Origin of the sequence: Microbacterium sp. Leaf288 (assembly GCF_001422925.1) — a bacterium.
Classification (GTDB): Bacteria; Actinomycetota; Actinomycetes; order Actinomycetales; family Microbacteriaceae; genus Microbacterium.
Map to the genome: position 1 here is coordinate 424,387 of NZ_LMNI01000010.1, position 25,414 is coordinate 449,800.

The 25,414-nt window shown below is 70.4% G+C and carries 23 protein-coding genes; 10 read left to right on the forward strand and 13 right to left on the reverse strand.

The genetic code is table 11. The annotated features are described in order from the left end of the window. Positions 1 to 81 precede the first annotated feature (81 nt). The 3 genes from ASF40_RS06180 to dut are packed head-to-tail and all read right to left on the reverse strand — an operon-like array spanning position 82 to position 1,912. A complete protein-coding gene (locus tag ASF40_RS06180) occupies positions 82 to 867 on the reverse strand; it encodes a DUF3159 domain-containing protein (protein ID WP_056367323.1) in 786 nt (261 codons plus the stop codon). Next, positions 864 to 1,463: a DUF3710 domain-containing protein gene (locus tag ASF40_RS06185; protein ID WP_056367324.1), complete on the reverse strand. Its 600-nt coding sequence runs from the start codon at positions 1,461 to 1,463 to the stop codon at positions 864 to 866. Before ASF40_RS06185 ends, ASF40_RS06180 begins: the two co-directional genes overlap by 4 nt. After that, positions 1,460 to 1,912 carry a dUTP diphosphatase gene (gene dut / locus ASF40_RS06190; protein ID WP_200919441.1) on the reverse strand — a complete coding sequence of 151 codons (453 nt, stop codon included), beginning with the start codon at positions 1,910 to 1,912 and terminating at the stop codon, positions 1,460 to 1,462. The genes ASF40_RS06185 and dut overlap by 4 nt, the downstream gene beginning before the upstream one ends. Positions 1,913 to 1,924: 12 nt before the next feature. On the opposite strand from dut, the gene ASF40_RS06195 reads away from it, so the two are divergent. Further along, on the forward strand, positions 1,925 to 2,428 hold the full coding sequence (locus ASF40_RS06195; RefSeq protein ID WP_056367326.1) for a DUF3093 domain-containing protein: 504 nt from the start codon (positions 1,925 to 1,927) through the stop codon (positions 2,426 to 2,428). On the opposite strand, the gene ASF40_RS06200 is transcribed toward ASF40_RS06195, so the two are convergent. Further along, positions 2,403 to 2,696 (reverse strand): DUF4193 domain-containing protein, encoded by a 294-nt coding sequence (locus ASF40_RS06200; protein WP_045302586.1) that lies wholly within the window; start codon positions 2,694 to 2,696, stop codon positions 2,403 to 2,405. The two genes, ASF40_RS06195 and ASF40_RS06200, sit on opposite strands and share 26 nt — an antisense overlap. A 262-nt stretch (positions 2,697 to 2,958) precedes the next feature. On the opposite strand from ASF40_RS06200, the gene sepH reads away from it, so the two are divergent. Beyond that, positions 2,959 to 4,002 (forward strand): septation protein SepH, encoded by a 1,044-nt coding sequence (gene sepH, locus ASF40_RS06205; RefSeq protein ID WP_056367327.1) that lies wholly within the window; start codon positions 2,959 to 2,961, stop codon positions 4,000 to 4,002. Positions 4,003 to 4,011: 9 nt separating this feature from the next. On the opposite strand, the gene ASF40_RS06210 is transcribed toward sepH, so the two are convergent. Then, positions 4,012 to 5,133 carry an alkaline phosphatase family protein gene (locus ASF40_RS06210; RefSeq protein WP_200919442.1) on the reverse strand — a complete coding sequence of 374 codons (1,122 nt, stop codon included), beginning with the start codon at positions 5,131 to 5,133 and terminating at the stop codon, positions 4,012 to 4,014. A 69-nt stretch (positions 5,134 to 5,202) separates the two neighbouring features. Between ASF40_RS06210 and ASF40_RS06215 the strand changes: the two genes are divergently transcribed. Then, positions 5,203 to 7,662 (forward strand): DNA gyrase/topoisomerase IV subunit A, encoded by a 2,460-nt coding sequence (locus tag ASF40_RS06215; protein ID WP_056367329.1) that lies wholly within the window; start codon positions 5,203 to 5,205, stop codon positions 7,660 to 7,662. A 64-nt stretch (positions 7,663 to 7,726) separates the two neighbouring features. Here the strand turns inward: ASF40_RS06215 and ASF40_RS06220 are convergent, their stop codons facing one another. After that, a complete protein-coding gene (locus ASF40_RS06220) occupies positions 7,727 to 9,808 on the reverse strand; it encodes a DNA gyrase/topoisomerase IV subunit B (RefSeq protein WP_056367330.1) in 2,082 nt (693 codons plus the stop codon). Between the two features lie 168 nt (positions 9,809 to 9,976). Between ASF40_RS06220 and ASF40_RS06225 the strand changes: the two genes are divergently transcribed. Then, complete coding sequence (locus tag ASF40_RS06225) at positions 9,977 to 10,195, forward strand: DUF7455 domain-containing protein (RefSeq protein WP_056367331.1); 219 nt, start codon at positions 9,977 to 9,979, stop codon at positions 10,193 to 10,195. 31 nt (positions 10,196 to 10,226) lie between these two features. Here the strand turns inward: ASF40_RS06225 and ASF40_RS06230 are convergent, their stop codons facing one another. Together ASF40_RS06230 and ASF40_RS06235 are read right to left on the reverse strand one after the other, a co-directional pair. After that, positions 10,227 to 11,276, reverse strand: a complete 1,050-nt coding sequence (locus ASF40_RS06230; protein WP_056367332.1) for an alanine racemase — start codon at positions 11,274 to 11,276, stop codon at positions 10,227 to 10,229. Further along, complete coding sequence (locus ASF40_RS06235) at positions 11,273 to 11,998, reverse strand: alanine racemase C-terminal domain-containing protein (protein ID WP_056367333.1); 726 nt, start codon at positions 11,996 to 11,998, stop codon at positions 11,273 to 11,275. Before ASF40_RS06235 ends, ASF40_RS06230 begins: the two co-directional genes overlap by 4 nt. A 43-nt stretch (positions 11,999 to 12,041) precedes the next feature. On the opposite strand from ASF40_RS06235, the gene ASF40_RS06240 reads away from it, so the two are divergent. Further along, the gene (locus ASF40_RS06240) at positions 12,042 to 13,064 is read left to right on the forward strand and encodes a sugar-transfer associated ATP-grasp domain-containing protein (RefSeq protein ID WP_056367334.1); all 1,023 of its coding nucleotides are present in this window, start codon (positions 12,042 to 12,044) and stop codon (positions 13,062 to 13,064) included. A 67-nt stretch (positions 13,065 to 13,131) separates the two neighbouring features. Here the strand turns inward: ASF40_RS06240 and ASF40_RS06245 are convergent, their stop codons facing one another. The 3 genes from ASF40_RS06245 to ASF40_RS06255 all read right to left on the reverse strand — a co-directional run bounded on the left by ASF40_RS06245 (position 13,132) and on the right by ASF40_RS06255 (position 16,334). Continuing rightward, positions 13,132 to 13,827, reverse strand: a complete 696-nt coding sequence (locus ASF40_RS06245; protein ID WP_056367335.1) for a coenzyme F420-0:L-glutamate ligase — start codon at positions 13,825 to 13,827, stop codon at positions 13,132 to 13,134. After that, positions 13,824 to 15,164, reverse strand: a complete 1,341-nt coding sequence (locus ASF40_RS06250; RefSeq protein ID WP_056367336.1) for an RNA polymerase sigma factor — start codon at positions 15,162 to 15,164, stop codon at positions 13,824 to 13,826. Before ASF40_RS06250 ends, ASF40_RS06245 begins: the two co-directional genes overlap by 4 nt. Before the next feature lie 249 nt (positions 15,165 to 15,413). Next, a complete protein-coding gene (locus ASF40_RS06255; protein ID WP_056367337.1) occupies positions 15,414 to 16,334 on the reverse strand; it encodes a proteasome assembly chaperone family protein in 921 nt (306 codons plus the stop codon). Positions 16,335 to 16,419: 85 nt separating this feature from the next. Between ASF40_RS06255 and ASF40_RS06260 the strand changes: the two genes are divergently transcribed. The 3 genes from ASF40_RS06260 to sucB all read left to right on the forward strand — a co-directional run bounded on the left by ASF40_RS06260 (position 16,420) and on the right by sucB (position 21,124). Further along, on the forward strand, positions 16,420 to 17,907 hold the full coding sequence (locus ASF40_RS06260; RefSeq protein ID WP_056367338.1) for a leucyl aminopeptidase: 1,488 nt from the start codon (positions 16,420 to 16,422) through the stop codon (positions 17,905 to 17,907). Beyond that, positions 17,904 to 19,277 carry a dihydrolipoyl dehydrogenase gene (gene lpdA, locus ASF40_RS06265; protein ID WP_056367339.1) on the forward strand — a complete coding sequence of 458 codons (1,374 nt, stop codon included), beginning with the start codon at positions 17,904 to 17,906 and terminating at the stop codon, positions 19,275 to 19,277. The genes ASF40_RS06260 and lpdA overlap by 4 nt, the downstream gene beginning before the upstream one ends. 62 nt (positions 19,278 to 19,339) lie before the next feature. After that, positions 19,340 to 21,124, forward strand: coding sequence for a 2-oxoglutarate dehydrogenase, E2 component, dihydrolipoamide succinyltransferase (sucB, locus tag ASF40_RS06270; protein WP_056367340.1), 1,785 nt, complete (start codon positions 19,340 to 19,342; stop codon positions 21,122 to 21,124). A 19-nt stretch (positions 21,125 to 21,143) separates the two neighbouring features. Here sucB and ASF40_RS06275 read toward each other — a convergent pair whose 3' ends face one another. Continuing rightward, entirely contained in the window at positions 21,144 to 22,457 is a 1,314-nt protein-coding gene (locus ASF40_RS06275) for a hypothetical protein (RefSeq protein WP_056367341.1), read from the reverse strand. A 124-nt stretch (positions 22,458 to 22,581) separates the two neighbouring features. Here ASF40_RS06275 and ASF40_RS06280 point away from each other — a divergent pair, with 124 nt between their 5' ends. Continuing rightward, positions 22,582 to 23,292, forward strand: coding sequence for a DUF4191 family protein (locus ASF40_RS06280; RefSeq protein ID WP_056367342.1), 711 nt, complete (start codon positions 22,582 to 22,584; stop codon positions 23,290 to 23,292). Between the two features lie 54 nt (positions 23,293 to 23,346). Here the strand turns inward: ASF40_RS06280 and ASF40_RS06285 are convergent, their stop codons facing one another. Continuing rightward, positions 23,347 to 23,739: an RDD family protein gene (locus ASF40_RS06285; protein WP_235560150.1), complete on the reverse strand. Its 393-nt coding sequence runs from the start codon at positions 23,737 to 23,739 to the stop codon at positions 23,347 to 23,349. 132 nt (positions 23,740 to 23,871) lie between these two features. On the opposite strand from ASF40_RS06285, the gene glnA reads away from it, so the two are divergent. After that, positions 23,872 to 25,296, forward strand: coding sequence for a type I glutamate--ammonia ligase (gene glnA / locus ASF40_RS06290; RefSeq protein WP_056367344.1), 1,425 nt, complete (start codon positions 23,872 to 23,874; stop codon positions 25,294 to 25,296). Positions 25,297 to 25,414: the final 118 nt, after the last annotated feature.

Genomic DNA, 25,414 nt, shown 5'->3' on the forward strand with positions numbered 1-25,414 from the left:
TTCCCCCGCTCCGAAGTCCTCGGCTAGTGAGGTCGACCTAACGGTTCGGGAGAAATTTATCTTGATGTCGAGATAAATGTATCACTTCGTGGCGCGCGGGTAGAGCGCGCGCACGGCGAGCCATGTGACCGCGACCAAGGGCGCGAACAGTGGCAGGCCCATGATCAGCTTGATCGTGCCGAGCGCGGCGACGTCGCCCGCGAAGTACAGCGGGAGCTGCACGATCAGGCGGAGCGCGAAGAGGCCTGCCCACGCGATCGACAGCCAGAAGAAGACGCGTCGCTTGCGCTTGTCGGCGCGCCAGGCGGTGCCCTCCCCCATCAGGAAGCCGACGGCCAGGCCGATGAGCGGCCACCCGATGAGAGCCGACACGAGGAAGGCGGTGCCGTACAGCGTGTTGGTGAGGAAGCCGGGGATGAAGCTGTCCTCTCCCCTGCCGGTCCACAGCGACAGGCCCGCCGCCGCGGCCGCGGCGATCAGGCCGCCGATCGCGGCACTCGCGGACTGCCGCTGGATCAGGCGCACGATCGTGAAGACGGCGGCGAGACCGACCGACAGCGCGAGGCTGAGGGGCAGGTTCCCCGACTTCGCCTCGGCGTCGTAGGTGACCGTCCACGCGACGAGGAACACGACGCCCGGGAGGACGGACTCGAGGATGCCGCGCCAGCCGCCCATCGCGGCCCACACGACGTGCCCGGTGGTCTTGCCCTCGGCCGGGTCGAGGCCGGCGCGACGCGCGGCCCCGCCCAGGGCGGCGCCGAGCATCTCGGACGCGGAGGGTGCGGCATCCGGTGTCCCCTCGGAGGAGCGGGCCGCACCGTTCGCGGTGGATTCCGACGCGTCGTCGGGGCGCGAAGGGTCGCTCACGCGGAGCCCGGCGTCGCCGGCATCTTCAGCGGGATGAGGTCGCGGGGCGGCATCGGCGAGCCGCCGCGGACCACGACGATCGACCGGAACAGGTCCTCGACGGCGGCCGCCGCCTCGACATCGGCCGTCGCCGCACCGCCGATCACGCCGCGCAGGAACCAGCGCGGGCCGTCGACGCCGACGAAGCGTGCGAGGCGCTTGCCCGCGGCGCCGTCGGGGCCGGCGATCACGGGCACCTCGGCGAGGAGCTCCGGACCCAGCGGCCCTTCGCGCTCCTCGACGCGGCCGCCCTGCTGGCGGATCTGCTGGCGGATCTGCTCGCGCGTCTCCTCCCACAGGCCCGCCGAGCGCGGCGCCGCGAACGGCTGCACCTGGAGGGTCGAGTCGGCGTAGTCGAGGCCGACGGCGACGATGCGCTTGGTCTGCTCCTCGACTTCGAGGCGCAGGTTCAGGCCCTCACGAGGGAGGATCTTGATCCCGCCGAGATCGATGTAGGGGCGGACCGGGTTGGCCTCGGACTCGTCGAACGGGCCGGTCGTGGCGCGGTCGTCGGGTGCGACCTTGCGCGGGCCGTCGACGGATGAGGGGTCGGTCATGCGAGGACTCCGTCCTTCTGGTAGCCCGTGGAGCCGAAGCCGCCCTCGCCGCGCACGCTGTCGGGCAGGGTTTCCACGGGGATGAATACGGCGCGCGGCACCGGCATCACGATGATCTGCGCGATGCGATCGCCCACGGCGATGTCGTGTGCCAGTGTCCGATCGGTGTTCAGCAGGATCACCTTGATCTCGCCGCGGTAGCCGGCGTCGATCGTCCCGGGCGCGTTGACGACGGTGATCCCGTGCTTGGCCGCCAGGCCGCTGCGCGGGACCACGAAGGCGACATACCCCTCGGGCAGCGCGATCCGCACGCCGGTGCCGACGAGGGCGCGCTCGCCGGGCTCGAGGCGCACCGCCTCGGCGGCGACGAGGTCGGCTCCGGCGTCCCCAGGGTGCGCGTACACCGGGACGTCGGGGGCGATAATGGGGACGTCCACCGTTTCAGTCACCCAACGAGGGTAATGCAGAACTCAACGCCTCACGCCGGTGCCCGAACCGGCCGTGCCGACGCCTATCGCGAGCGGCTCGGCCCGTCGCTGTGGATCCTGGTCGCTGCGGGAATGGCGGCGCCGATGGCGGCGCTCGTCGTCACGCCGATCGACACGACCATCGCCCTCATCGTGGGCGCCTGCGTCGGCATCCTGCTCATCGCGCTGCTGATCCTGGCGGCACCCGTCGTCGAGGTCCGCGACGGCGAGCTGCGGGCAGGGCGCGCGCACATCGGCGTCGAGTTCCTCGGCGACGGCGAGGTTCATCTCGGGGAGGACGCGCGCCATGCGCGCGGTGCGGGTCTCGACCCGCGGTCGTGGCATCTCATCCGGGGCGGGATCGACGGAGTCGTCGTTCTCCCGGTGACGGATGCCGATGATCCGACGACCGCGTGGGTCATCTCCTCGCGGACGCCGGACCGGCTGGCCGCCGCAGTGCGGCGGGCTCAGATCACGCGGCGCACTCAGTACAGATAGGGCCGTCTGCGGTCTCGTGATCGAGCTGCGAGCGGTGCTTCACGAGGAAGCAGTTCGAACAGGTGAACTCGTCCTCCTGTGCAGGGAGAACGACGACGTCGAGCTCGAGGTCCGACAGGTCGGCACCCGGCAGCTCGAAGCCCGACGGGTTGTCGGCGTCCTCCACGTCGACCGAGCCCGAGAGCTTGTCGGGAACGCGCTCCTTGAGCGCCTCGATCGACTCGCTGTCGTCCTCGGTCTTGCGGGGGGCGTCGTAATCGGTGGCCATGCGTGAAGATCTCAACTTCCGGGTATTCGCGGTTGCGCTCGCCCTTGCGGGCGGCGATAGTTTGCACGACCATTCCCCTTTTCGCAAATGCGATCGGGCGCCGTACTGACCGTGCGTCCGCGTGAAACTCGCGCCACGCGCGGGATATTCCCGGTCGTCGTGGCGCGCTATGACACCATGGGGCGGACAGGCGGGCTCTGAAGCCGTGAGTCCGCCGGGAAAGCGCAGCCAAGAGCCGGCTCGAGAAGCAGGGAGCGTCCGCATGGAACAGCTCAAAGTCATCGGAACCGAGGACGACAAGCTCATCCTGGCGACGGAGTCCGGCGAGAGATTCACGCTCGACGTCGACGACGTCCTCCGCGGCGAGCTGCGCAAGGCGCGCCGCGAGCGCGAGTCCGACGTGCAGACCCCACGCCCCAGCCCCCGCGAGATCCAGGCACACATCCGGTCGGGGCTGTCCGCGCGGGAGGTCGCGGAGCTCCTCGGTGCCCGCGTCGAGGACATCGTGCGCTTCGAGGGCCCCGTGCTCGCCGAGCGTGAGCACATCGTCGGTCAGGCACTGGCGGTTCCGGTGCTGCTCGGCGGCGATTTCGAAGGCGACGGGCAGACGACGTTCGGCTCCGCGGTGCGCGCCAAGCTCGCCGAGGCCGGCGCGATCGGCGAACGCTGGACCAGCTGGAAGGAGCCGACCGGCTGGACCGTGAAGCTGGAGTTCACCTCGAACGACATCGGCCACGACGCCCGCTGGGGCTTCGACCCGCGCCGCAGCACGCTGTCGCCGCTGAACGCCGACGCCATCCAGTTGTCCCGCCAGGGGTCGCTCCCCGAAGGGCTCATCCCCCGGCTCCGCGCCCTCGACGCGGCACCCCCGAAGGACGACTCCCGCTTCGACAGCGGTGCGTTCGGCCCGCGCCGCCTCCCTGACGCCGACATCGAGTCGCCCGAGATCCCGTCCCCCGCAGCCCCTGCCGTGCAGGAGGCCGCCATCAAGCGCGCCACCGAGCCCGCCGTCGTGACATCGGCCGAGACCGCCGACCTGCTCGAGGCGCTGCGTCGACGGCGCGGCCAGCGCGAGCCGCTTCCGGGGGCCGAAGAGGTCGCTTCGGCGCCCCGCTCGCCCGCCCCGGTCGCGCTGTTCGACGCGCTCGAGCCGGGCTACGACGAGTCCGCGTCCGAAGACGAGCCGACGGCGTCCGATTATCAGGCCCCCACTCCGGCTGCGGTCGCCGAGGCCGGCCGACGCAAGGGGCGCACGTCGATGCCGTCGTGGGACGAGATCGTCTTCGGCGCCCGCTCCGACGACTGAAGCCGGGATTCAGGCCCCGGCGAACGCGCCGAGCCGGATGAGCGGAACGACCCGCTCTTCGTCGGTGAGGGAGCCGTGCTGCCCGATCATCTTCTGCGGTGCCTTGTCGGCGAGGCGGTCGTCGTAGTACGCGATTCCTGCGCGCGCCGCGACGATCACGTCGCCGATCCGGGCATGCACCTCCGGGTCGACCCGGCCCACCAGACCTGACGCCTCGAGTTCGGCGCGCGAGAACACCCACGAACGGGATGCCTCGGCCTCGCGCCATCGCGTGAGCACGGCATCGGCCTCACCGGGCTCCGTGTAGAGGTGGAGCATGCGGGGCTCGCCGCCGATGAGGCGGACGCCGTCGAGCAGCTCGTCCCCTTCTCCGAGGAGGAGATGCCGATGCCGGGGCACGTCGATCATGCCGTGGTCGGACGTCACCACCACCCCGGTGCCGCGATCGAGGGATGTCGAGAGCGTCCGGGCCGCGGCATCCACCCGCTCCAGCACCGCGACCCATTCGTCGGACTCCCAGCCGCGCTTGTGGCCGATCGCGTCGAGATCCGGGGCATAGAGGTAGATGAGGGACCCCGGATGCTGCGCCGCGAGGTCGGCGGCGAGGCTCACGCGCTCATCGAGGTCGTCGGCGCCGTGGAACTCGGCGTTCCCGAGGGTCGCCGCCGTGAAGCCGGTGCCGGCGTACTCGTTGCGCGAGACGGCGAAGAACGGCCGGCCGAGCGTGGCGGACAGCGGGGCGGCGCGCTGGAACTCGAGCGGAAGGCCGTCGGTGTCCCAGCCGCGGAGCAGATTCACCACGTCGTCGGTGCCGGGAATGCGCGCGCGGTACCCGACGATGCCGTGCTCCCCCGGCAGTGCCCCGGTGAGCAGACTGGTCAGCGCTGCGGCGGTGGTCGAAGGGAAGACCGAGCGCGCGACGTCCTTCTTCGCGCGAGCCTCACTGAGGAAGCGGGCGTGGCCGGCGCGGGCCGAGAGGTTGTGGACGCCGAGGCCGTCGAGCACCCACACGATCGCACTTCGCGCGGGGGCGAACCACTCCGAGCCGCCGTCCAGCGCCGCCGACATCTCGGTCACGACACGGGTGAGGCTCCGGGCGCGCGGCGGGTCCACGGGTAGGCTGAGGGTCATCGGGGCCAGTCTCGCACACGCGGCCGCGCCCCCCTCGCTCTCCGCCGTCACCCGAGGCTTCTTCGACACATGCCCGCTTCCCGCACCGATTCCTCCCCCGCCGACCACGGACGCATCGAGGACGTCGACGTCTCTTCGGAGATGCAGACGTCGTTCCTCGAGTACGCGTACTCGGTCATCTATTCGCGTGCGCTGCCCGACGCGCGCGACGGGCTCAAGCCGGTGCAGCGACGCATCCTGTTCCAGATGGCCGACATGGGGCTCAGGCCCGACCGCGGCCACGTGAAGAGCGCCCGCGTCGTCGGCGAGGTGATGGGAAAGCTGCATCCGCACGGCGACGCCCCGATCTACGACGCGCTCGTCCGCCTGGCCCAGCCCTTCTCCCTGCGCGTGCCCCTCGTCGACGGGCACGGCAACTTCGGCTCGCTCGACGACGGCCCCGCTGCGCCCCGGTACACCGAGGCCCGCCTCGCCCCGCCGGCGCTCGCGCTCACCGAGAACCTCGACGAAGACGTCGTCGACTTCATCCCGAACTACGACGGCCAGTTCCAGCAGCCCGAGGTGCTGCCGGCCGCCTTCCCCAACCTGCTCGTCAACGGCACCACCGGCATCGCGGTCGGCATGGCCACCAACATGGCGCCGCACAACCTCATCGAGGTCGTGGGCGCCGCGACCCACCTGCTCGAGAACCCCGAGGCGACGGTCGAAGAGCTCATGGAGTTCGTGCCGGGCCCCGACCTCCCCGGCGGCGGCATCATCGTCGGCCTCGACGGCATCAAGGACGCCTACACGAACGGCCGCGGCAGCTTCCGCACGCGGGCGAAGGTCTCGATCGAGTCGCTCGGCCCGCGCCGCACCGGCCTCATCGTCACGGAGCTGCCCTACCTCGTCGGCCCCGAGCGCGTCATCGAGAAGATCAAGGACGCCGTCAACGCGAAGAAGCTCCAGGGCATCGCCGACGTCGTCGATCTGACCGACCGCCACCACGGCCTGCGTCTGGTCATCGGCATCAAGACCGGCTTCGACCCCCAGGCGGTGCTCGACCACCTCTACCGCCTGACGCCACTCGAGGACTCGTTCAGCATCAACAACGTCGCTCTCGTCGAGGGGCAGCCGCAGACGCTCGGGCTGCGCGAGCTCCTGCGCGTCTACCTCGACCACCGCGTCAGTGTCGTCACGCGCCGGAGCCGGTACCGCCTCGAGCGGCGCAAGGAGCGCCTGCACCTCGTCGAGGGCCTCCTCATCGCGATCCTCGACATCGACGAGGTCATCCAGGTCATCCGCACGTCCGACGACAGCGAGCAGGCGCGCACGCGCCTCATGAGCGTCTTCGACCTGTCCGAGCCGCAGTCCGAGTACATCCTCGAGCTGCGACTGCGTCGCCTCACGAAGTTCTCGCGCATCGAGCTCGAGACCGAGCGCGACAACCTGAAGAAGGAGATCGCCCAGCTCGAGGAGCTTCTCGGCAGCGACGTGCTGCTGCGCGCGCAGGTGTCGCACGAATTGGATGCCGCCGCCGAGGCGTTCGGCACGCCTCGGCGCACGCTTCTGCTCAACGGTGGTCCGGTGCAGCCGCGCTCGCGCGCCGCGGCGGCGGTCGCCGACCTGCAGATCGCGGACGCGCCGTGCCGTGTCTTCCTCTCCGCCACGGGACGCATGGTGCGTGCCGAGGTCGCGGCCGACGCCCCGGGCGGCGGCATCGTCGCACCGGCACGGCGCTCGAAGCATGACGCCATCCGCTCATCCGTGGACACCACCACACGCGGCGACATCGGGGCCGTGACGAACCTCGGCCGCCTGGTGCGGTTCTCCCCCGTCGACCTGCCGTCGGTGCCCGGCAACTCGGTGCAGCTCGCGGCCGGCACCCGCGGCGACCAGTACCTGGGTCTCAGCGGCGGCGAGCACATCGTCGCGCTCGTGCCGCTCGTCGAGGGCCCGCCGATCGCGATCGGCACGGCGCAGGGCATCGTGAAGCGCGTCGCCGCGAGCGAGATCGCGAACAAGCACGACATCGAGGTCATCGCCCTCAAGGACGGGGACCGCGTCGTCGGCGCCGCGCCCGCGTCCGACGGCGCCGAGCTCGTGTTCGTGGCGAGCGACGCCCAGCTGCTCCGCTTCGACGCGTCCTCGGTGCGCCCGCAGGGTCGCTCGGCCGGCGGCATGGCCGGCATCCGTCTCACCGACGGCGCGCAGGTCATCTCGTTCGATGTCGTCGGGCCCTCCGAGTTCGACGCCGTCGTGGTCACGATCGCCGGCTCGACCACGGCGCTCGCGGGCACCGACGCCGGCAGCGCCAAGGTGTCGCTGTTCAGCGAGTTCCCCGCCAAGGGGCGTGCGACCGGCGGCGTGCGCGCCCAGCGCTTCCTGAAGGGCGAGGACGCGCTGACGATCGCCTGGGTCGGCACCGATCCCCGTGCCATCGGCTCGGACGGCGCGACCCGCGCTCTTCCGGAGTCCGGCGCGAAGCGCGACGCATCGGGCACCGCGCTCGACGGCGTCATCGGCGCGGTCGGCACCAGCATCCGCTGAGCCCCCCTGCACACGAGAGGCGCACCGGCTCAGCCGGTGCGCCTCTCGTTGCAGCGGGATCAGATCACGCGTCGATGCGCTCGCGCCCCAGCCGGTCGCTCGAGTCGATGATGAACTCCTTGCGCGGCGCCACGTCGTTGCCCATGAGCAGTTCGAAGACGGATGCCGCAGCCTCGGCATCCTGCATCCGCACGCGTCGGAGCGTCCGGCCGTTTCGATCCATGGTCGTGGTCGCGAGCTGGTCGGCGTCCATCTCGCCCAGACCCTTGTAGCGCTGGACGGGCTCCTGCCAGCGCTTGCCGGCCTTCGTGAGCTTCGTGAGGAGGCCGTGCAGCTCGGCCTCGGAGTACGTGTAGATCGTCTCGTTGGGCTTTGAGCCGGGGTTCATCACGACCACGCGGTGCAGCGGCGGGACGGCGGCGTAGACGCGGCCCTCGTCGATGAGCGGTCGCATGTACCGGAAGAACAGGGTCAGCAGGAGCGTGCGGATGTGTGCGCCATCGACGTCGGCGTCGCTCATCAGGATGATCTTGCCGTAGCGGGCGGTGTCGAGGTCGAACGATCGGCCCGAGCCGGCGCCGATCACCTGGATGATCGCAGCGCACTCGGCGTTGGACAGCATGTCGCTGATCGACGCCTTCTGGACGTTGAGGATCTTGCCGCGGATCGGCAGCAGCGCCTGGAACTCGCTGTTGCGTGCGAGCTTCGCGGTGCCCAGGGCCGAGTCGCCCTCGACGATGAACAGTTCCGACTCGGCGACGTCGTTCGACCGGCAGTCGGCGAGCTTCGCCGGCAGCGACGAAGACTCGAGTGCGTTCTTACGGCGCTGCGTCTCTTTGTGGGTGCGCGCGGAGATGCGCGCCTTCATCTCGGAGACGACCTTGTCGAGCAGCAGCGAGGTCTGCGCCTTGTCGTCGCGCTTCGGCGACGTGAACCGCGCGGTGAGCTCGCGCGTGACGACGTTCGACACGATCTGGCGGACCGCCGGCGTGCCGAGGACCTCCTTGGTCTGACCCTCGAACTGCGGCTCGGCGACACGCACGGTCAGCACGGCGGTGAGCCCGGCGAGGATGTCGTCCTTCTCGAGCTTGTCGCCTCCGACCTTCAGGCGACGCGCGTTCTGCGCCACCTGATCGCGCAGCACCTTCATGAGGCCCTGCTCGAACCCCTGCTGGTGCGTGCCGCCCTTGGGCGTGGCGATGATGTTGACGAACGAGCGCGACACCGTCTCGTAGCCGGTGCCCCACCTGACGGCGACGTCGACGTGGCACTCGCGCTCGACCTCGGTCGGCACCATCGCGCCCGAGGGCTGCAGCACCGGGACGGTCTCGGTGAACCTGCCCTCACCGGTGAGGCGCCACGTGTCGGTGACGCCGGAGTCGGGGGCGAGGTAGTCGGCGAACTCGGAGATGCCGCCGTCGAACCGGTAGCTCGTCTCGACAGGTTCGCCGGCCTCGGTGCCGGGTCGCTCGTCGCGGATGACGATCTCGAGGCCCGGGACCAGGAAGGCGGTCTGGCGCGCACGCTGCTCGAGCTCCTGCAGGTTGAACGCGGCGTCCTTGGTGAAGATCTGACGATCCGCCCAATAGCGGATGCGCGTGCCGGTCACGCCCTTCGCGGCGCGGCCCGCGACCCGCAGCTCGCTGCGCTCCTCGAACGGGGTGAAGCCCGAGTCGGGGCTGCCGTTCGAGAAGACACCGGGCTCGCCCCGGTGGAACGACATCGCCCACGTCTTGCCGCCGCGGTCGACCTCGACGTCGAGGCGCTCCGAGAGCGCGTTGACGACCGATGCCCCGACACCGTGCAGACCGCCCGATGCGGCGTACGAGCCGCCGCCGAACTTGCCGCCCGCGTGGAGCTTGGTGAAGACGACCTCGACGCCGGTCAGCCCCGTGCGCGGCTCGATGTCGACCGGGATGCCACGGGCGCGGTCGCGCACCTCGACGCTGCCGTCGGCGTGGAGAACGATGTCGATGCGCGAGCCGTGGCCGGCGAGCGCCTCGTCGACGGAGTTGTCGATGATCTCCCACAGGCAGTGCATGAGGCCGCGCGAGTCGGTCGAGCCGATGTACATGCCGGGGCGCTTGCGGACCGCTTCGAGCCCTTCGAGCACCTGGAGATGATGGGCTGAGTACTCGGCGGTCACAATCTCCCATCGTAATCGGGGCGCCCGACAGCCCCGCACAGACACGCTTCAGCGCCGGCATGCGTACGCGCTCAGCGAAATGTCGTCTCTTCGCGGCATTCTCGAAACATCGGCGTGGTTGTATTTCATGACCGGGAAAGAGTTCTACCAGTACGAGGAGGCACCGAGATGAACACGCTATCGACACCGACCGAGACCGGCGCCGTCCTCGAGCACCGCCTCACGGCGATGGATCGCTGCGATTCGTGTGGCGCACAGGCCTACATCGCAGCCGAGGTCAACGGCAGCGAACTGCTCTTCTGCGCCCACCACGGCCGCAAGTACGAAGAGAAGCTCCGCGCCATCGCGACCTCGTGGCACGACGAGACCGCTCGCCTGGCCGAGTAGGCGCCCGTTCGGCAGACTCGCACCCGTCGCTTCAGCGGCGGGTGTATCTGCGTTCCACGAGGGGCGACACGCGCAGGGCGATCTCTTCACCGATCGTGCCGATGATCTCCGCGAGATCCGTCGCCGTGCTCTCCCCGGCTGCGCCGGGCCCGTAGACCGTGACGACGTCGCCGACGACCGCGTCCGGCCACGCGGCGACCAGGGAGTCCGTGGCGCCGACGGCCACGAGTGAGCGGGTGCCCGCCGGTGTGCCGACGGTCGCGCGCCGCTGGAGCGATGACGGCAGACCGTCCAGCGCACCCAGATCGATCCGGACGAACTCCTCGCCGACCTCGACGACGTCCGCGTCGAGCCGGCCGATCGGGCGGAGGCCCAGGTGATCGGCAGAGGGTCCCCCGGCGGAGCGGATGCCGTAGCAGAACGCCCCCACGCGGACCATGTCGTAGCGGAACTCGGGGCGAGCGAAGGACGCGGCGCTCGCGGCGAGGTGACGCATGGCCGGGCGCAGACCGGCAGCCGTGGCCTGGTCGAGCGCCCACTCGTAGACGGCGCGGGCGTCGTCGTCCTCGGAATCGGAAGCCTCGGCGATGTGGCTCCAGACCCCCGCGACCTCGATCAGGCCCTCCGCCTCGAGGACTGCTGCGCGCGACACGAACGCCGGCCACTGCTCCGGCCGCACGCCGTTGCGATGCAGTCCGGTGTCGATCTTGAGATGCACACGCACCGACGCGCGGGCGGCGCGGGCGGCTTCCGCGAGCTCCTCCAGCAGTTCGGCGTCGCCGATCCCGAGGTCGATGCGCGCCGCGACGGCGGCGTCGAGGTCACCGCGCGAAGCGGCGATCCACGCGAAGATGCGGGCATCGTCGCCGACGGCGTCTCGCACCGCGCAGCCCGTCCGCACGTCGAAGGCGCCGAACCAGCTCACGCCCGCGGCGGCTGCCGCCAGCACGACGGGCTCCAGCCCGTGGCCGTAGGCGTCGTCCTTGACCACGAGCATCAGCTCAGCGGGTGACACCGTCGCGCGCACGTGCGCGATATTCGCGACCAGGGCATCGAGGTCGACGTGGAGTCGCGCGGTCATGAGGTCTCCTCGCGGCCGGCGCGCAGCCCGACCATGGTGACGAGCTCGCCGGCGGTGAGCCCTGCCGCGCGCACCCACTCGACGAGCGACGGCTCGCCCTCCGCAGGGTCGCCGAGGAACAGGACCTCGTCGCCGCGCCGGACCGCGGCATCCGTGATGTCCACCACGCACACGTCCATGGCGACGCGTCCGACGACGGGATGCCTCTCCCCCGCGACCGCGACGTCCACCGCGCCGCCGAGAGCGCGCACGATGCCCTGCGCGTAGCCCCCCGTGACGAGCGCGACGCGCGTGTCCGCGGACGCGCGGTACGCGTAGCCGTACGACACGCCCTCGCCCTCGCGGAGGTCCTTCACCGAGAGCACGGTCCCCGTCAGCCGCAGGGCGGGCACGGCGGGGTGCTCGGCACCGGGGAGCCCGAAGAGTGCGATCGCCGAGAGCATGTCGGTCCGCGACGCGACCGGCACCGAGTCGGCTGAGGTCACCCCGACGTGGTGCGTGCGGGCTTCGAGGCCGATGGTCGCCAGGACGTCGCGAACGAGCTCCACGCCGTGGCCCCAGGCATCCGCGTCGAGGATCGACGCGTCGTAGGCACGGATGCCGCGATCCCACGCGGTGCGCGCGTTCGCGGTCAGCACCGCCCGCGAGATCCGCGCGACGGGGGCGCTGCGAGCATCTGATCCCGGCACGGCGTGGTCGTGCCCAGGGATCGCGGAACTCACGCCTCTAGACTATCGGGGTCCCCGAACCGAACCCGGAGCACGCATGTCTTCTCAGGGCCTCGCCCTCTCGAACCGTCTTCGCTACCTCGCCTGGCGTGTCCGTCGCATCGATGTCGGATCCGTGCTGGAGCGCGCGAAAGAGACCGCGCACGCGCACGGCAAGTGGACCCCCGCGGTCCTCGTCGACATGCTCTGGTCGGCCGGGTTCCAGCAGGTCGGCTTCCAGGACTACGTCGACTACGACTTCGCGATCCTGAACCGAGCCGAGCGGGCGACCTATATGACGCACCCGGTGTCGAACGAGATCTCGCAGAAGTACGACCACCCCGACTATCGCGGCCTGTTCCAGGACAAGGTCGAATTCGACCGCACGTTCAGCGCGTTCCTGCGCCGCGACTGGATGGTGGTCGAGGAGGGCAACGCCGACGCGGTGCGTGCCTTCGCCGAGAAGCACGGCACGATCGTCACCAAGGAGCCGGTGGGCCAGGCGGGCACGGGCGTGCATCGCTACCACGCTGCCGACGTCTCGGACTGGGACGAGTTCCACCGCGGTCTGCTCTCCCGCGGCGAGCTGCTCATCGAGGAAGTCATCCGCCAGCACGCCGACCTCGCGGCGGTGTGCCCCGGAACCGTGAACACGACCCGTGTCACCGCATTCTTCGACGGTGAGAAGACCCACATCCTGGCGATGGCGCAGAAGTTCGGACGAGGAGCCGTGAGCGACCAGATGACGTTCGGCGGCTTCTACACGATGCTCGACGAGAACGGTCATGCGGTCGGACCGGGCTACGACTCGCACAGCCATGTGCACGAGAAGCACCCCGACAGCGGCTTCGTCATCGCCGACTTCCAGCTGCCGATGATCGACCAGGTCAAGGAGTTCGTCGACCAGGTCGCCCGGGTCGTGCCGCAGATCCAGTACGTCGGCTGGGACATCGTCGTCACGCCCGACGGTCCGGTGCTCGTCGAGGGCAACTGGGGCGCCGGGGTGTACGAGAACAAGCCGAGCGTCACCGGTATCCGCACCGGTCACAAGCCGCGGTACCGCGCGGCGATCGGGTTCTGAGGCGGACTCACCGCATACGCGAAAGGCGCGGCATCCGCAAGGATGCCGCGCCTTCGTGCTGAATCCGTCAGATCGTGCGGACGATCCCGAGCGGGGTCGACTGGTGGCCCTGCCCCAGCGGGTTGTCCTTGAGGATCGAGACGAGCCGCTTCTCTTCGCCCTTGTCGAGCGTGGAGCCGAGGATGTTGCCGCCGAGGTCGTTGATGTCGACCACGGCCACCTCGGGCACGCCGCCCAGCAGCGCCTTGAGGTGCGTCGCGACCTCGCGCGGGCGCTCGGGTCCGAGAACGACCGCCTTGTTGTACGGCGGGATCGTGCCCGACGTCGGTCCGTCGATCGCCCGGGCCTTGTCGCCGGCGATGCGGTAGAAGTCGCCCTTGCGTCCGAACAGCTTGGTGACGGCGGAGACGGCAGCCGCGAACAGGATGCGGATCGTGCCGCACTCGCGCAGGGCCATCTCCATCGTCTCGGGCATGCCCAGGCCGATGCCGTAGGGCGTGCGCGTGACGTACTTCGAGAGGAAGAGCGCGAGCTTGCGGGGCTTGATGTCCTCCACGAGGTACGAGCGGCCCTGCGTGATCGCGACGATCTTCTCGGTCACGAACAGCAGGTCGCCCTCGCGCACGACGTCGGCCGCGTACTCGCGGACGAACTCGTCGAGGTCGTCGCCCGGCATCACGACCCGCGTGCGGATCGGGATGCGCGCGAACGACGAGCCCTCGACCTGGACGGTGAGCGCCTTGCCGGCGTTCGCCTCACTCACTCGAGGTAGTCCCGCAGCGACTGCGAACGCGACGGGTGCCGCAGCTTCGCCATCGTCTTCGACTCGATCTGGCGGATGCGCTCGCGGGTGACCCCGAACGTGTCGCCGATCTGGTCGAGCGTCTTCGGCTGGCCGTCGCCGAGGCCGAAGCGCATGCGGATCACGCCGGCCTCGCGCTCCGAGAGCGAGTCGAGGAGCGACTCGAGCTGACGCTGCAGCATCGTGAAGCCCACCGCGTCGGCGGGGACCACGGCCTCGGTGTCCTCGATGAGGTCACCGAATTCGCTGTCGCCGTCCTCACCGAGGGGCGTGTGCAGCGAGATCGGCTCGCGGCCGTACTTCTGCACCTCGATGACCTTCTCGGGGGTCATGTCGAGCTCGCGGCTGAGCTCCTCGGGCGTGGGTTCGCGGCCGAGGTCCTGCAGCATCTGACGCTGCACGCGCGCGAGCTTGTTGATGACCTCGACCATGTGCACCGGGATGCGGATGGTGCGAGCCTGGTCGGCCATGGCGCGGGTGATGGCCTGACGGATCCACCACGTCGCGTAGGTCGAGAACTTGAAGCCCTTGGTGTAGTCGAACTTCTCGACCGCGCGGATGAGGCCGAGGTTGCCCTCCTGGATCAGATCCAGGAACTGCATGCCGCGGCCGGTGTATCGCTTGGCGAGCGACACCACGAGGCGCAGGTTCGCACCGAGCAGGTGGCTCTTCGCGCGCTGGCCGTCGCGGGCGACCCACTGCAGGTCGAGTCCGAGCTGCGAGGTCTTCTCGGCCGCCGACATGTGCGACAGCTTCTCTTCGGCGAACAGGCCCGCCTCGATCCGCATCGCGAGCTCGACCTCTTCGGCCGCGTTCAGGAGCGGCACCTTGCCGATCTGCTTGAGGTAGTCCTTGACGGGGTCGGCCGTCGCGCCCGTGATCTGGGTCGAGTAGACCGGGACGTCGTCCTCGTCGCTCGACGAGATGACGATCGCGCCGGTGGGGAGAGGCTCGGTGAACGCCGGCTTGGTGCTCTCCTCCTCTTCCTCCTCGTCGTCGGTCGCGTTGGCGTCGTCGCCCGACGCCTTCGCGCCCTTGGCCGCCGCGCCGGCTTCCGCCGTGTCGCCCTCGGTGTCGTCGCCGTCTTCCTCGAGTTCGACGTCGTCGTCGAGCTCCTCGACGTCGTCCTCGAAGTCGTCGTCCGACTTCTTCGCGCGCTTGGACGCGGTCTTCGGAGCGGCCTTGGCCTTCGCGGCGCCCTTGGCCGCCGGAGCCTTCTTGGCGGCCGCCGTCGTCGCCGGGGCCGTCTCGGTGTCCTTCGCGGCCGAGCGAGCCTTGGTGTTCGTGCCTGGAGTCACGTTTCGCCTTTCACCGGTCGAGGCGCCCTGCGCCTCTCCGGTCGGTTTCGGACACTAGTAAGACCCTTGTCAAGTCCACATCTTCGAGGGGATGCCCTACGAAGACGGTTGACAACGGGTCAGAGCGTCTAGTATCTCATACTTGCCGTGCGCCGCCAGCATCGCCCTGCCGAGACCGGCGCACCTCCATCCCTGGTGTCAACACGCCGGTCCGGCGTCGAATTCCGCCGACGCGCGGTGTGTGCACGATCACGAGCCGCGCTTGTCGTCCTCGCCGGGGCGCGTCGCCAGGAACCGCTCGAGTTCGGCCGCCAGTTCATCGGCGCTGGGCAGATCGCCCGTGTGGATCATCGGGGTCGCCAGAGTGGATCCCGCCATGTAGGCGTCGTAGCGCTCTTCCAGGCCCTGCACCATGCGCGCGAGCTCGTCGCTGCCCTCGATCTGCTCGGTGACCTTCTCGAGGTACTCGCGGTTCTCCTCGCGCAGCTCGTCGCCCGCGAACACGAGTCCCGTCGCGACGGTGAGGCTGTCGAGGGCGGCCAGAGCCGCTGCCGGGTACTCGGTGTCGCCGAGATAGTGCGGGATCAGCAGTACGAAACCCGCGACGCGCGCGCCCGCGGTGGCGAGGCGGTACTCCAGCAGATGGCCTGCCGTCGCCGGCACCTGGGTGTGGGGCTGCCACACCGAGTGCGCCTCGGTGAGCTCCGACCGCGTTCCGCTCACCGTCGTGCCGATGGGCCGGGTGTGCGGCACGGGCATCGGGATCGCGTGGACCCACGTCACCGTAGAGACGCCGTACACCTCGGTGAACTCGAGGACCGCCTCGGTGAAGGCATCCCACGCGAAATCGGGCTCGTAGCCGGCGAGCAGCAGGAACGGCTGCCCGAGGGCGTCGTGGGCGAACGACAGCTCCAGGCGCGAGGGCCGGTAGTCGGTGAGGTGGTCCTTCTCGAACGACACGATCGGGCGGCGCGCGCGGTAATCCAGCAGCGTGTCGTTGGAGAACACGGCGAGCGGCGACGGCGAGAGGTCCTCACGGAAGTAGTCGATCACGCGGCTCACGGCGCTGCCGGCATCGGTGAACCCGGTCAGGGCGATCACGAGCGGCAACCCGCGCGGGACGGGCGGCGCTGAAGCCGCACGCTCGAACAGCGGGCCGGGAAAAGGCATGCACCCATGCTACGAGCCGTCCGCCGAGGTCGGGTCGCGATGGTCGCGCTCAGAGCGAACAGTCGTCGTCCCTAGGATGGAGACCATGTCGTTCCCCGACCTCGAGTACCGCACTGCACCTGTCCGAGAGTCCGACGCCGACCTTCTTCTCCTCGCGCTCCCCCCGCTCGACGCCGAGGGATCCCCGGATCTCTCCGACTGGCCGGGCCTGCGCGAGGCGCTGTCGGGGGTGGGCTTCACCGGCGCCGCGGGCTCCTGGGTGCGCGTGTACGCGCCGGACGCGACGACGCTGCCGCTGGCCGTCCTCGGGACCGGTTCGGCTCCGGGTGCCGCGGCCCTGCGCGACGCTGTGGGCGCGGCGATCCGCGCCATCACCGGCTTCGCGACCGTCGCCGTGGCCGCCCCGTACGCCGACCCCTCGCTGTGGACCGCCGCCGCGGAGGGCGCCGCCCTCGGCGGCTACCGCTTCGAGGGCTACAAGACCGAGGCGCCGAAGCCGCGCGCGCAGCGCGTGGTCGTCCATGGCAGCGCCGAGCCGGACGACGCGGCGCTGAAGCTGGTCGTCGAGACCGCGGCATCCGTCGCCCTCGTCAAGGACCTCGTCAACACCCCGGCCGAATGGCTCGGCCCCGCCGACGTCGCGCAGCGCGCCACCGAGTCCGTCGCGGACCTGCCGGTCACCGTCGAGGTGCTCGACGAAGAGGCGCTGCGCGAGCAGGGCTTCGGCGGCATCCTCGGCGTGGGGCAGGGGTCGGACCGTCCGCCGCGCCTCGTCCGCCTCGAGTACGCGCCCGAGGACGCAGACAGGCACGTCGCGCTGGTGGGCAAGGGCATCACCTTCGACACCGGAGGCCTGTCGCTCAAACCCGCCGCCTCGATGGTCGGCATGAAGTACGACATGGCGGGCGCCGCCACGGTCCTGGGCGTGCTGCGGGCCGTGGCGTCCGTCGGCGCTCCCGTGAAGGTGACGGCATGGCTCTGCATGGCCGACAACATGCCGTCGGGCCGCGCCACGCGCCCCGGCGACGTGCTGCGCCTGCTCGACGGCACGACCGTGGAAGTGCTCAACACCGACGCCGAGGGCCGTCTCGTGCTCGCCGACGGGCTGGTCGCCGCCAGCCGCGAGAACCCGGACGTGATCGTCGACGTCGCCACGCTCACCGGGGCGATCCTCGTCGCCCTCGGCACGCGCCACACCGGTGTGATGGGCGACGACGGCGCCGTGGCCGCCTACCTCGCCGCAGCCGCCGAGACCGGCGAGCCCGCGTGGCAGCTGCCCCTTCCCGCCCACATGGTGGAGGAGCTCGATTCCCCCATCGCCGACCTGCAGAACGCCAAGATCGGCGACCCTGCGGGCGGCTCGCTCTTCGCAGGACTGTTCCTGCGTCACTTCGTCGGCCGCACGGCCGACGAGACGGATGCGCCCCGAATCCCCTGGGTGCATCTCGACATCGCCGGCAGCGGGACCCACAAGGGCGCGCCGTACGGCTTCACCGACAAGGGACCGACTGCCGCCACCGTGCGCAGCCTGATCCGCTTCGTCCTGGCAGACCTCGATGAGGAGGCACGATGACCGACCACTCCTTCGATCTCGTCATTCTCGGCGGTGGAAGCGGCGGCTATGCAGCCGCGCTCCGCGCCGCGGAACTCGGCAAGACCGTAGCCCTCGTCGAGAAGGACAAGGTGGGCGGGACGTGCCTGCACCGCGGCTGCATCCCGACGAAGGCCCTGCTGCACGCGGCCGAGGTGGCCGAGACGGCACGGGATGCCTCGGCCATCGGCATCCGCGCGACCTTCGAGGGCGTCGACCCCGCGGGCGTCCGCGCGTACCGTGAGGGCATCGTCGCGAAGAAGTACAAGGGGCTCGAGGGCCTGGTCAAGGCGCGCGGCATCACCGTGGTGAACGGCGAGGGACGCCTCGAGGCCGGCCCGGCCGTCCGTGTCGGCGACGACCTCTATCGCGGCACCGACGTCGTGCTGGCCACCGGCTCGTACAGCCGAACACTGCCCGGCCTCGAGATCGGCGGCCGCATCCTCGCCAGCGAGCACGCACTCGAGCTGGACGAGGTCCCCGGCAGTGTCGTGATCTTGGGCGGCGGCGTCATCGGCGTCGAGTTCGCGAGCGTCTGGCGCTCGTTCGGCGCCGACGTCACGATCGTCGAGGCGCTCGATCACCTCGTGCCCAACGAGGATCTGTCGCTCAGCAAGGGCCTCGAGCGCGCGTTCCGGCGCCGCGGCATCCAGTACTCGCTCGGCGTGCGTTTCCAGACCGCGACGCAGACCGCCGACGCCGTGACCGTCACGCTCGAGGACGGCAAGACCTTCACGGCCGACTACCTGCTCGTCGCCGTCGGGCGCGGCCCGTCGACCGCGGGTCTCGGTTACGAGGAGGCGGGCGTGACGATAGACCGCGGCTTCGTCATCGCCGACGAGCGGCTGCGCACCGGCGTCGACCACGTCTGGGCCGTCGGCGACATCGTCCCGGGCCCGCAGCTCGCGCACCGCGGCTTCCAGCAGGGCATCTTCGTCGCCGAGGAGATCGCCGGGCTCTCCCCCGTCCTCATTCCCGACGCCCACATCCCGAAGGTCACGTACAGCCACCCCGAGGTCGCGTCCGTCGGCCTCACCGAGGCGCAGGCGGCCGACGCGCACGGCGCGGACGGCATCGTCGCGTACGAGTACAACCTCGCGGGCAACGGCAAGAGCGAGATCCTCGGCACGAGCGGCATCGTCAAGGTCGTCCGCGCGAAGGCGGGGCCGGTCCTCGGCGTCCACCTGATCGGCGACCGCGTCGGCGAGCTCATCACCGAGGGACAGCTCGTCGTGGGCTGGGAGGCCCACCCCGAAGACATCGCGCCGTTCATCCACGCGCACCCGACCCAGTCCGAAGCGCTCGGCGAGGCGTTCCTCGCTCTCGCCGGCAAGCCCCTGCACGCGCTGTGACCCTTCGGGCCGCGCCCCATCACTAAGCTAGATCCGATATTTCTTCAGAAGGAGACATCCTCATGAGCACATCCGTGGTCCTCCCCGCTCTCGGCGAGAGCGTGACCGAGGGAACGGTCACCCGCTGGCTCAAGAACGTCGGCGACACGGTCCAGGCGGACGAGGGCCTGCTCGAGATCTCCACGGACAAGGTGGACACCGAGATCCCCTCGCCGGTCAGCGGCGTGATCGAGGAGATCCTCGTGCAGGAGGACGAGACCGTCGAGGTCGGCGCCGTGCTGGCGAAGATCGGCGACGGCTCCGCAGCCCCCGAGGCCGCCCCGGCGCCCGAGGCCGCTGCCGCCGAGGCCGCCCCCGCAGCCCCCGCCGAGGCTCCGGCCGCCGAAGCTCCCGCCGCCGAAGCTCCCGCCGCCGCTGAGGCCGCGCCGGCGCCGGCGCCGGCGGCCGAGCAGCCCGCCGCACCCGCAGGCGGCGGGAAGGACGTCGTCCTCCCCGAGCTCGGCGAGAGTGTGACCGAGGGCACCGTGACGCGCTGGCTCAAGCAGATCGGTGACGAGGTCGCCGTGGACGAGCCGCTCCTCGAGATCTCGACCGACAAGGTCGACACCGAGATCCCGTCGCCGTTCGCCGGTGTGCTCACCGACATCCTGGTCCCCGAGGACGAGACGGTGGCCGTCGGCGCCGCGCTCGCCCGCATCGGCGAGGCCGGCGCGGCGCCCGCCGCGGCCCCGGCCGCCGAGGCGCCCGCGGCTGCACCGGCTCCCGCTGCCGAGGCACCGGCTCCTGCGGCTCCGGCCGCTGCGCCCGCGCCCGCCGAGGCCCCAGCCCCGGCTGCCGCACCTGCCCCCGCCGCGGCTCCGGCACCGGCTCCCGCCGCCGCACCGGCACCGGCTCCCGCCGCCGCACCGACACCGGCTGTTCCGGCGCTCGTCGCCGAGGAGGACGGGATCACGTACGTCACGCCGCTCGTCCGCCGCCTGGCTCAGCAGCAGGGTGTCGACCTCGGCTCGGTGAAGGGCACGGGAGTCGGTGGTCGCATCCGCAAGGAGGACGTGCTCAAGGCTGCGGAGGCCGCATCCGCTCCCGCGGCTCCTGCTGCTGCCGCCGCGCCCGCGCCGCTCGAGGTCTCGCCGCTGCGCGGCACGACGCAGCCGATGTCGCGCCTGCGCAAGGTGCTGGCCTCTCGTGCGGTGGAGTCGATGCAGTCGACGGCGCAGCTCACGACGGTGGTCGAGGTCGACGTCACGAAGCTTGCGACGTTCCGCGACAAGGTGAAGAACGACTTCCTGGCCAAGACCGGCGACAAGCTGTCGTTCCTGCCGTTCTTCGCGCTGGCCGCCGCCGAGGCGCTCCAGGCGTACCCCGTCGTCAACTCGACGGTGGACGGCGACCAGATCGTCTACCCGGCGAGCGAGAACCTGTCGATCGCCGTCGACACCGAGCGCGGCCTGCTCACCCCCGTGCTGCGTGACGCGGCGAGCAAGAACCTCGCTCAGATCGCGCACGAGATCGCCGACCTCGCCGCGCGTACCCGCGACAACAAGCTGAAGCCCGACGAGCTCGCGGGCGGCACGTTCACGCTGACCAACACCGGTTCGCGCGGCGCGCTGTTCGACACCCCCGTCGTGTTCCTGCCCCAGACCGCGATCCTCGGCACCGGCGTGGTCGTCAAGCGCCCCGGTGTCGTGACGGTCGACGGCAAGGACGCGATCTCGGTGCGCTCGTACGTCTACCTGGCGCTGTCGTACGACCACCGCGTGGTCGACGGTGCGGACGCCGCTCGTTTCCTCGGCGCCGTGAAGACGCGCCTGGAGACTGCCGCGTTCGAGGGCCAGCTCGGCATCTGATCCGGAGCGGTTCCCGCTTCTAGGGCTGCTGCGCGACGTCGGAGACGTCGCGCAGCAGCCAATTCTCGTCTCTGCGCAGGATCACGACCATCTGTGACGGGGCGGATCCGTCGTTCGCATCGACCCGCAGCACCGCGATGTCGCCGAAGTCGTCGAGGAGCGTGACCGTCCGCTCGGCCGCGCGGCGGCCGATGGCGCCGCCGGGCAACGGTGCCCCGTCGACCGTCACGGTAGAGAGGCAGGAGGCGTCGCCGGCGCACGCGATCCGTGCGTCCAGCAGTTCGCCGGTGACGAGGGCGAGGTCGGCCGGCGCGCCGGGTGGAGAGTCGCTGCCGGGTGTCGCGGACGGGTCGGCATCCGCCGGGACGTCTGGCGCGGACCCGGGCGTCGCTGTGGGCGAAGCCCCCGGTCGCGCATCGGTCGCGACCCCGCTCGCGGTCGGCCAGAGTGCGCCGCCGGCCAGCACCGCGACCGCCACGGCCCCTCCGACCAGCCACGGCGCGCGTCGCGTGCCGGCTCTCGGTGCGTCGCCCGTGCGTCGCAGCCGGCGCCACACCGCTGTCGTGGCGCGTGACAGGGTGTCGGAGAGCTCGTCGTCCACGCCGGCCACGAGCGTCTGCCACATCGACCGCGGCGCGGGGTCATGCGGCACGTCCGCCGCCCGGCGCGTCTCGGCGTGCGCACGTGCGACCCCATCGCTCGCACTGCGGGGGCTGAGGCTGACGGTGCTGAGCGGCTCCGCCTCGGCGAGGGCGAACAGCGCCTCCTCTGCCGCCTCGAGCTCATGGACCGAGATGCGCTCCGCGGTGACGGCTCGCAGCGCGGTCTGCCAGGTGCGCTGCGCGGACGGGTCGACGCTCACCTGCTCGAGGACGGCGGCGGATGCCTCGAACACGCGCCGAGCCGAGGCATCCGTCGCCAGCACCGGCCTGCCGGCATCGTCGAGCCACCACTCGCCCTCGGCATCGGGGGTGCTCGCGACCTCGGTGCAGCCGCGCAGCACGCTCACGCCCAGCGTGACGGCCTCGCCCAGGCTGAGGGGCATGCGTGCGGACCTCCGCCGGACGAAGTCCTCGAGGCGCTCGGAGCACACCGGCAGCAGCGCGTCGTGGCCGTCGACGCGTCGCACGATGTCGTCCGGAGCCAGCACGTGACCGCCGGGTGCGGCATCCCATCCCCTCCAGTGCGGGCCGAGGACGTCGGCGTCGACCAGCACGCAGGCGTCGCCGGCGGCGGTGCGGACGAGGGTGCCCGGCCACGGGCCGTCCTCTCGCGCCCGCACCGCGCGGATCGCGCGGTAGGGGCTCCCGAGCGAGCCGTCGGCGGTCGTCATGACGTCAGTGTGCGACGGTGCGCGAGGCGATGGCCTCGACCGGGGGTCGTCTGTGGAGGAACGGCTCCGGTGCCCGACTGTGGAGGAGCCGAGCAGGAGCCCGCGAAAAGGTAGGCTGGAAGCTATGGCCGCGCGCAGTTCCGCCCCCGAGAAGGGCCCGGGATTCTTCTCCCAGATCCGCACCCTCTACACCTTCACCCAGAAGGAGTTCCGCTGGCTGCCGTTCCTCCTGGTCGGCATCCTCCTCCTCGGCATCGCCGTGGGTGTGGGCATCGGGTTCCTCATCCCGCCCGTCGCCGTCTGGAGCGTCATCCTGTGGGGCGTGACCGGCCTCATGCTCGGCGTCCTCGCGTCGATGATGACGATGACCCGGCTTTCGACCCAGGCGATGTACAAGAAGATCGACGGGATGCCGGGGGCCACCGGCCACGTCATGTCGACGTCGCTCGGCCGCAAGTGGCAGGCCAGTGAGATGCCGGTCGGCATCAACCCCAAGACGCAGGAAGCGGTCTACCGCGCCGTCGGGCGCGGCGGCGTCGTGATCGTGGGCGAAGGCGCCCGCGGCCGGCTCACGCGCCTCGTCAACGACGAGCGCTCGAAGGTCCAGCGTGTCGCGTCGGGGGTTCCCGTGACGGTGCTCTACGTCGGTCACGGCGAGGGAGAGACGCCGATCTCGAAGCTCGCGCCGACCATCAAGTCGCTGCCCACCAAGATCGACCGGGCCACGATGGCCGCGGTCATCAAGCGCATCGAATCGGTCTCGCAGTCGCTGACGTCGCTGCCGATCCCGAAGGGCATCGACCCCACGAAGGTGCGCGCGCCGCGTCCGCGCTGAGCCGCGCGCACGTGAACCCGGTCCGGCCCGCACGTCGGGCCGGGTCCTTCCGTGTCACGAGCGGATGAGCACCGTGCCCGCGGCCTTGTCGTGGAGGCCCCGCTGGTCGGCGTCCCAGATGACCGCCGGGATCGCGAGGATCAGGAGCGCGGTGCGGACGACGGGCCGCCACAGGCCCACCCACGCGCCGTCGAGGCGCACCAGGCGCAGGCCGAAGATGCGGTGACCGGGGCTTCCCTGGAGCGTCGGCAGGAACACGATCTGGATGGCGGCGAAGATCGCGAGGATCGCGAGCGGATCCCATCCGAAGAAGCCCGAGATGAGATACGCGGCGCCGTAATCGAGGCAGAGAGCGCCGACGCGGCGGCCCAGACGGCCGATGGATCCGGTGCCCTCGCGGGGCAGTCCGAGGCGTTCGCCGGGGTAGTCCTGGGTGCTCTGCGTCACTTCCCCAGCGTACCCAGGTCGTCGTAACATCCCTGAAACACAAGTGATACTGGAGGGCAATGCCCTGCGGGTACCGTGCCAGAGTGCCCGGCCCGTACGGGCGGATCCGAATGCCCTACCTCTGGAGTCTTCATGTTCAAAGATTCATCCGAGGTGCTGAAGTTCATCAAGGACGAGGACGTCAAGTTCCTCGACATCCGTTTCACGGATCTTCCTGGCGTGCAGCAGCACTTCAACATCCCGGCCTCCACCGTCGACGAAGAGTTCTTCACGGTCGGCCAGCTGTTCGACGGCTCCTCCATCCGGGGCTTCGCGAACATCCACGAATCGGACATGCAGCTCATCCCGGACGTGTCGACGGCGTACCTCGACCCGTTCCGCGAGGCGAAGACCCTCATCATGGTCTTCGACATCTACAACCCGCGCAACGGCGAGATCTACTCGAAGGACCCGCGCCAGGTCGCCAAGAAGGCGGAGAAGTACCTCGCCTCGACCGGCATCGCCGACACCGCGTTCTTCGCGCCCGAGGCAGAGTTCTACATCTTCGACGACGTCCGCTACGAGGTGAAGCAGAACTCCAGCTTCTACTCGGTCGACTCCGAAGAGGGCGCCTGGAACACCGGCCGCGCCGAAGAGGGCGGCAACCTCGCGAACAAGACCCCCTTCAAGGGCGGCTACTTCCCGGTCTCCCCCGTCGACAAGACGGCCGACCTCCGCGACGACATCAGCCTCCGCCTCATCGAGTCGGGCCTGCTCCTCGAGCGCGCGCACCACGAGGTCGGCACCGGCGGCCAGCAGGAGATCAACTACCGCTTCGACACCATGGTGCACGCGGCCGACGACATCCTGAAGTTCAAGTACATCGTCAAGAACGTGGCGAACGAGTGGGGCAAGGTCGCGACCTTCATGCCCAAGCCGCTCTTCGGCGACAACGGCTCGGGCATGCACACGCACCAGTCGCTGTGGCTCGAGGGCAAGCCCCTCTTCTACGACGAGAAGGGCTACGCGCAGCTCTCCGACCTCGCGCGCTGGTACATCGGCGGCATCCTGGCGCACGCGCCTGCCCTGCTCGCCTTCACCAACCCGACGCTCAACTCGTACAAGCGCCTGGTCAAGGGCTACGAGGCGCCGGTCAACCTGGTGTACTCGGCCGGCAACCGTTCGGCGGCCATCCGCATCCCGATCACGGGCTCCAACCCCAAGGCCAAGCGCATCGAGTTCCGCGCGCCCGACGCCTCGGGCAACCCGTACCTCGCGTTCGCCGCGCAGCTCATGGCCGGCCTCGACGGCATCCAGAACCGCATCGAGCCGCACGAGCCCGTCGACAAGGACCTGTACGAGCTTCCCCCCGAGGAGGCGAAGAACATCCCGCAGGTGCCGAACTCTCTGCTCGACTCGCTCGACGCGCTGCGCGCCGACCACGAGTTCCTGCTCAAGGGCGGCGTCTTCACGCCCGAGCTGATCGAGACGTGGATCGAGTACAAGATCGAGAACGAGATCCAACCGCTCAACGCACGTCCGCACCCGTTCGAGTACGAGCTGTACTTCGGCGTCTGACGTTCCAGCACCGCAAGCGGGCCCCGGGAGACCGGGGCCCGCTTCTGTGTTCGCTGGGAGAAGGATGCCGCGACCCGGGGCGCGGCCTAGGCTGAACGAGCGCTCCGCGCCCGGAACG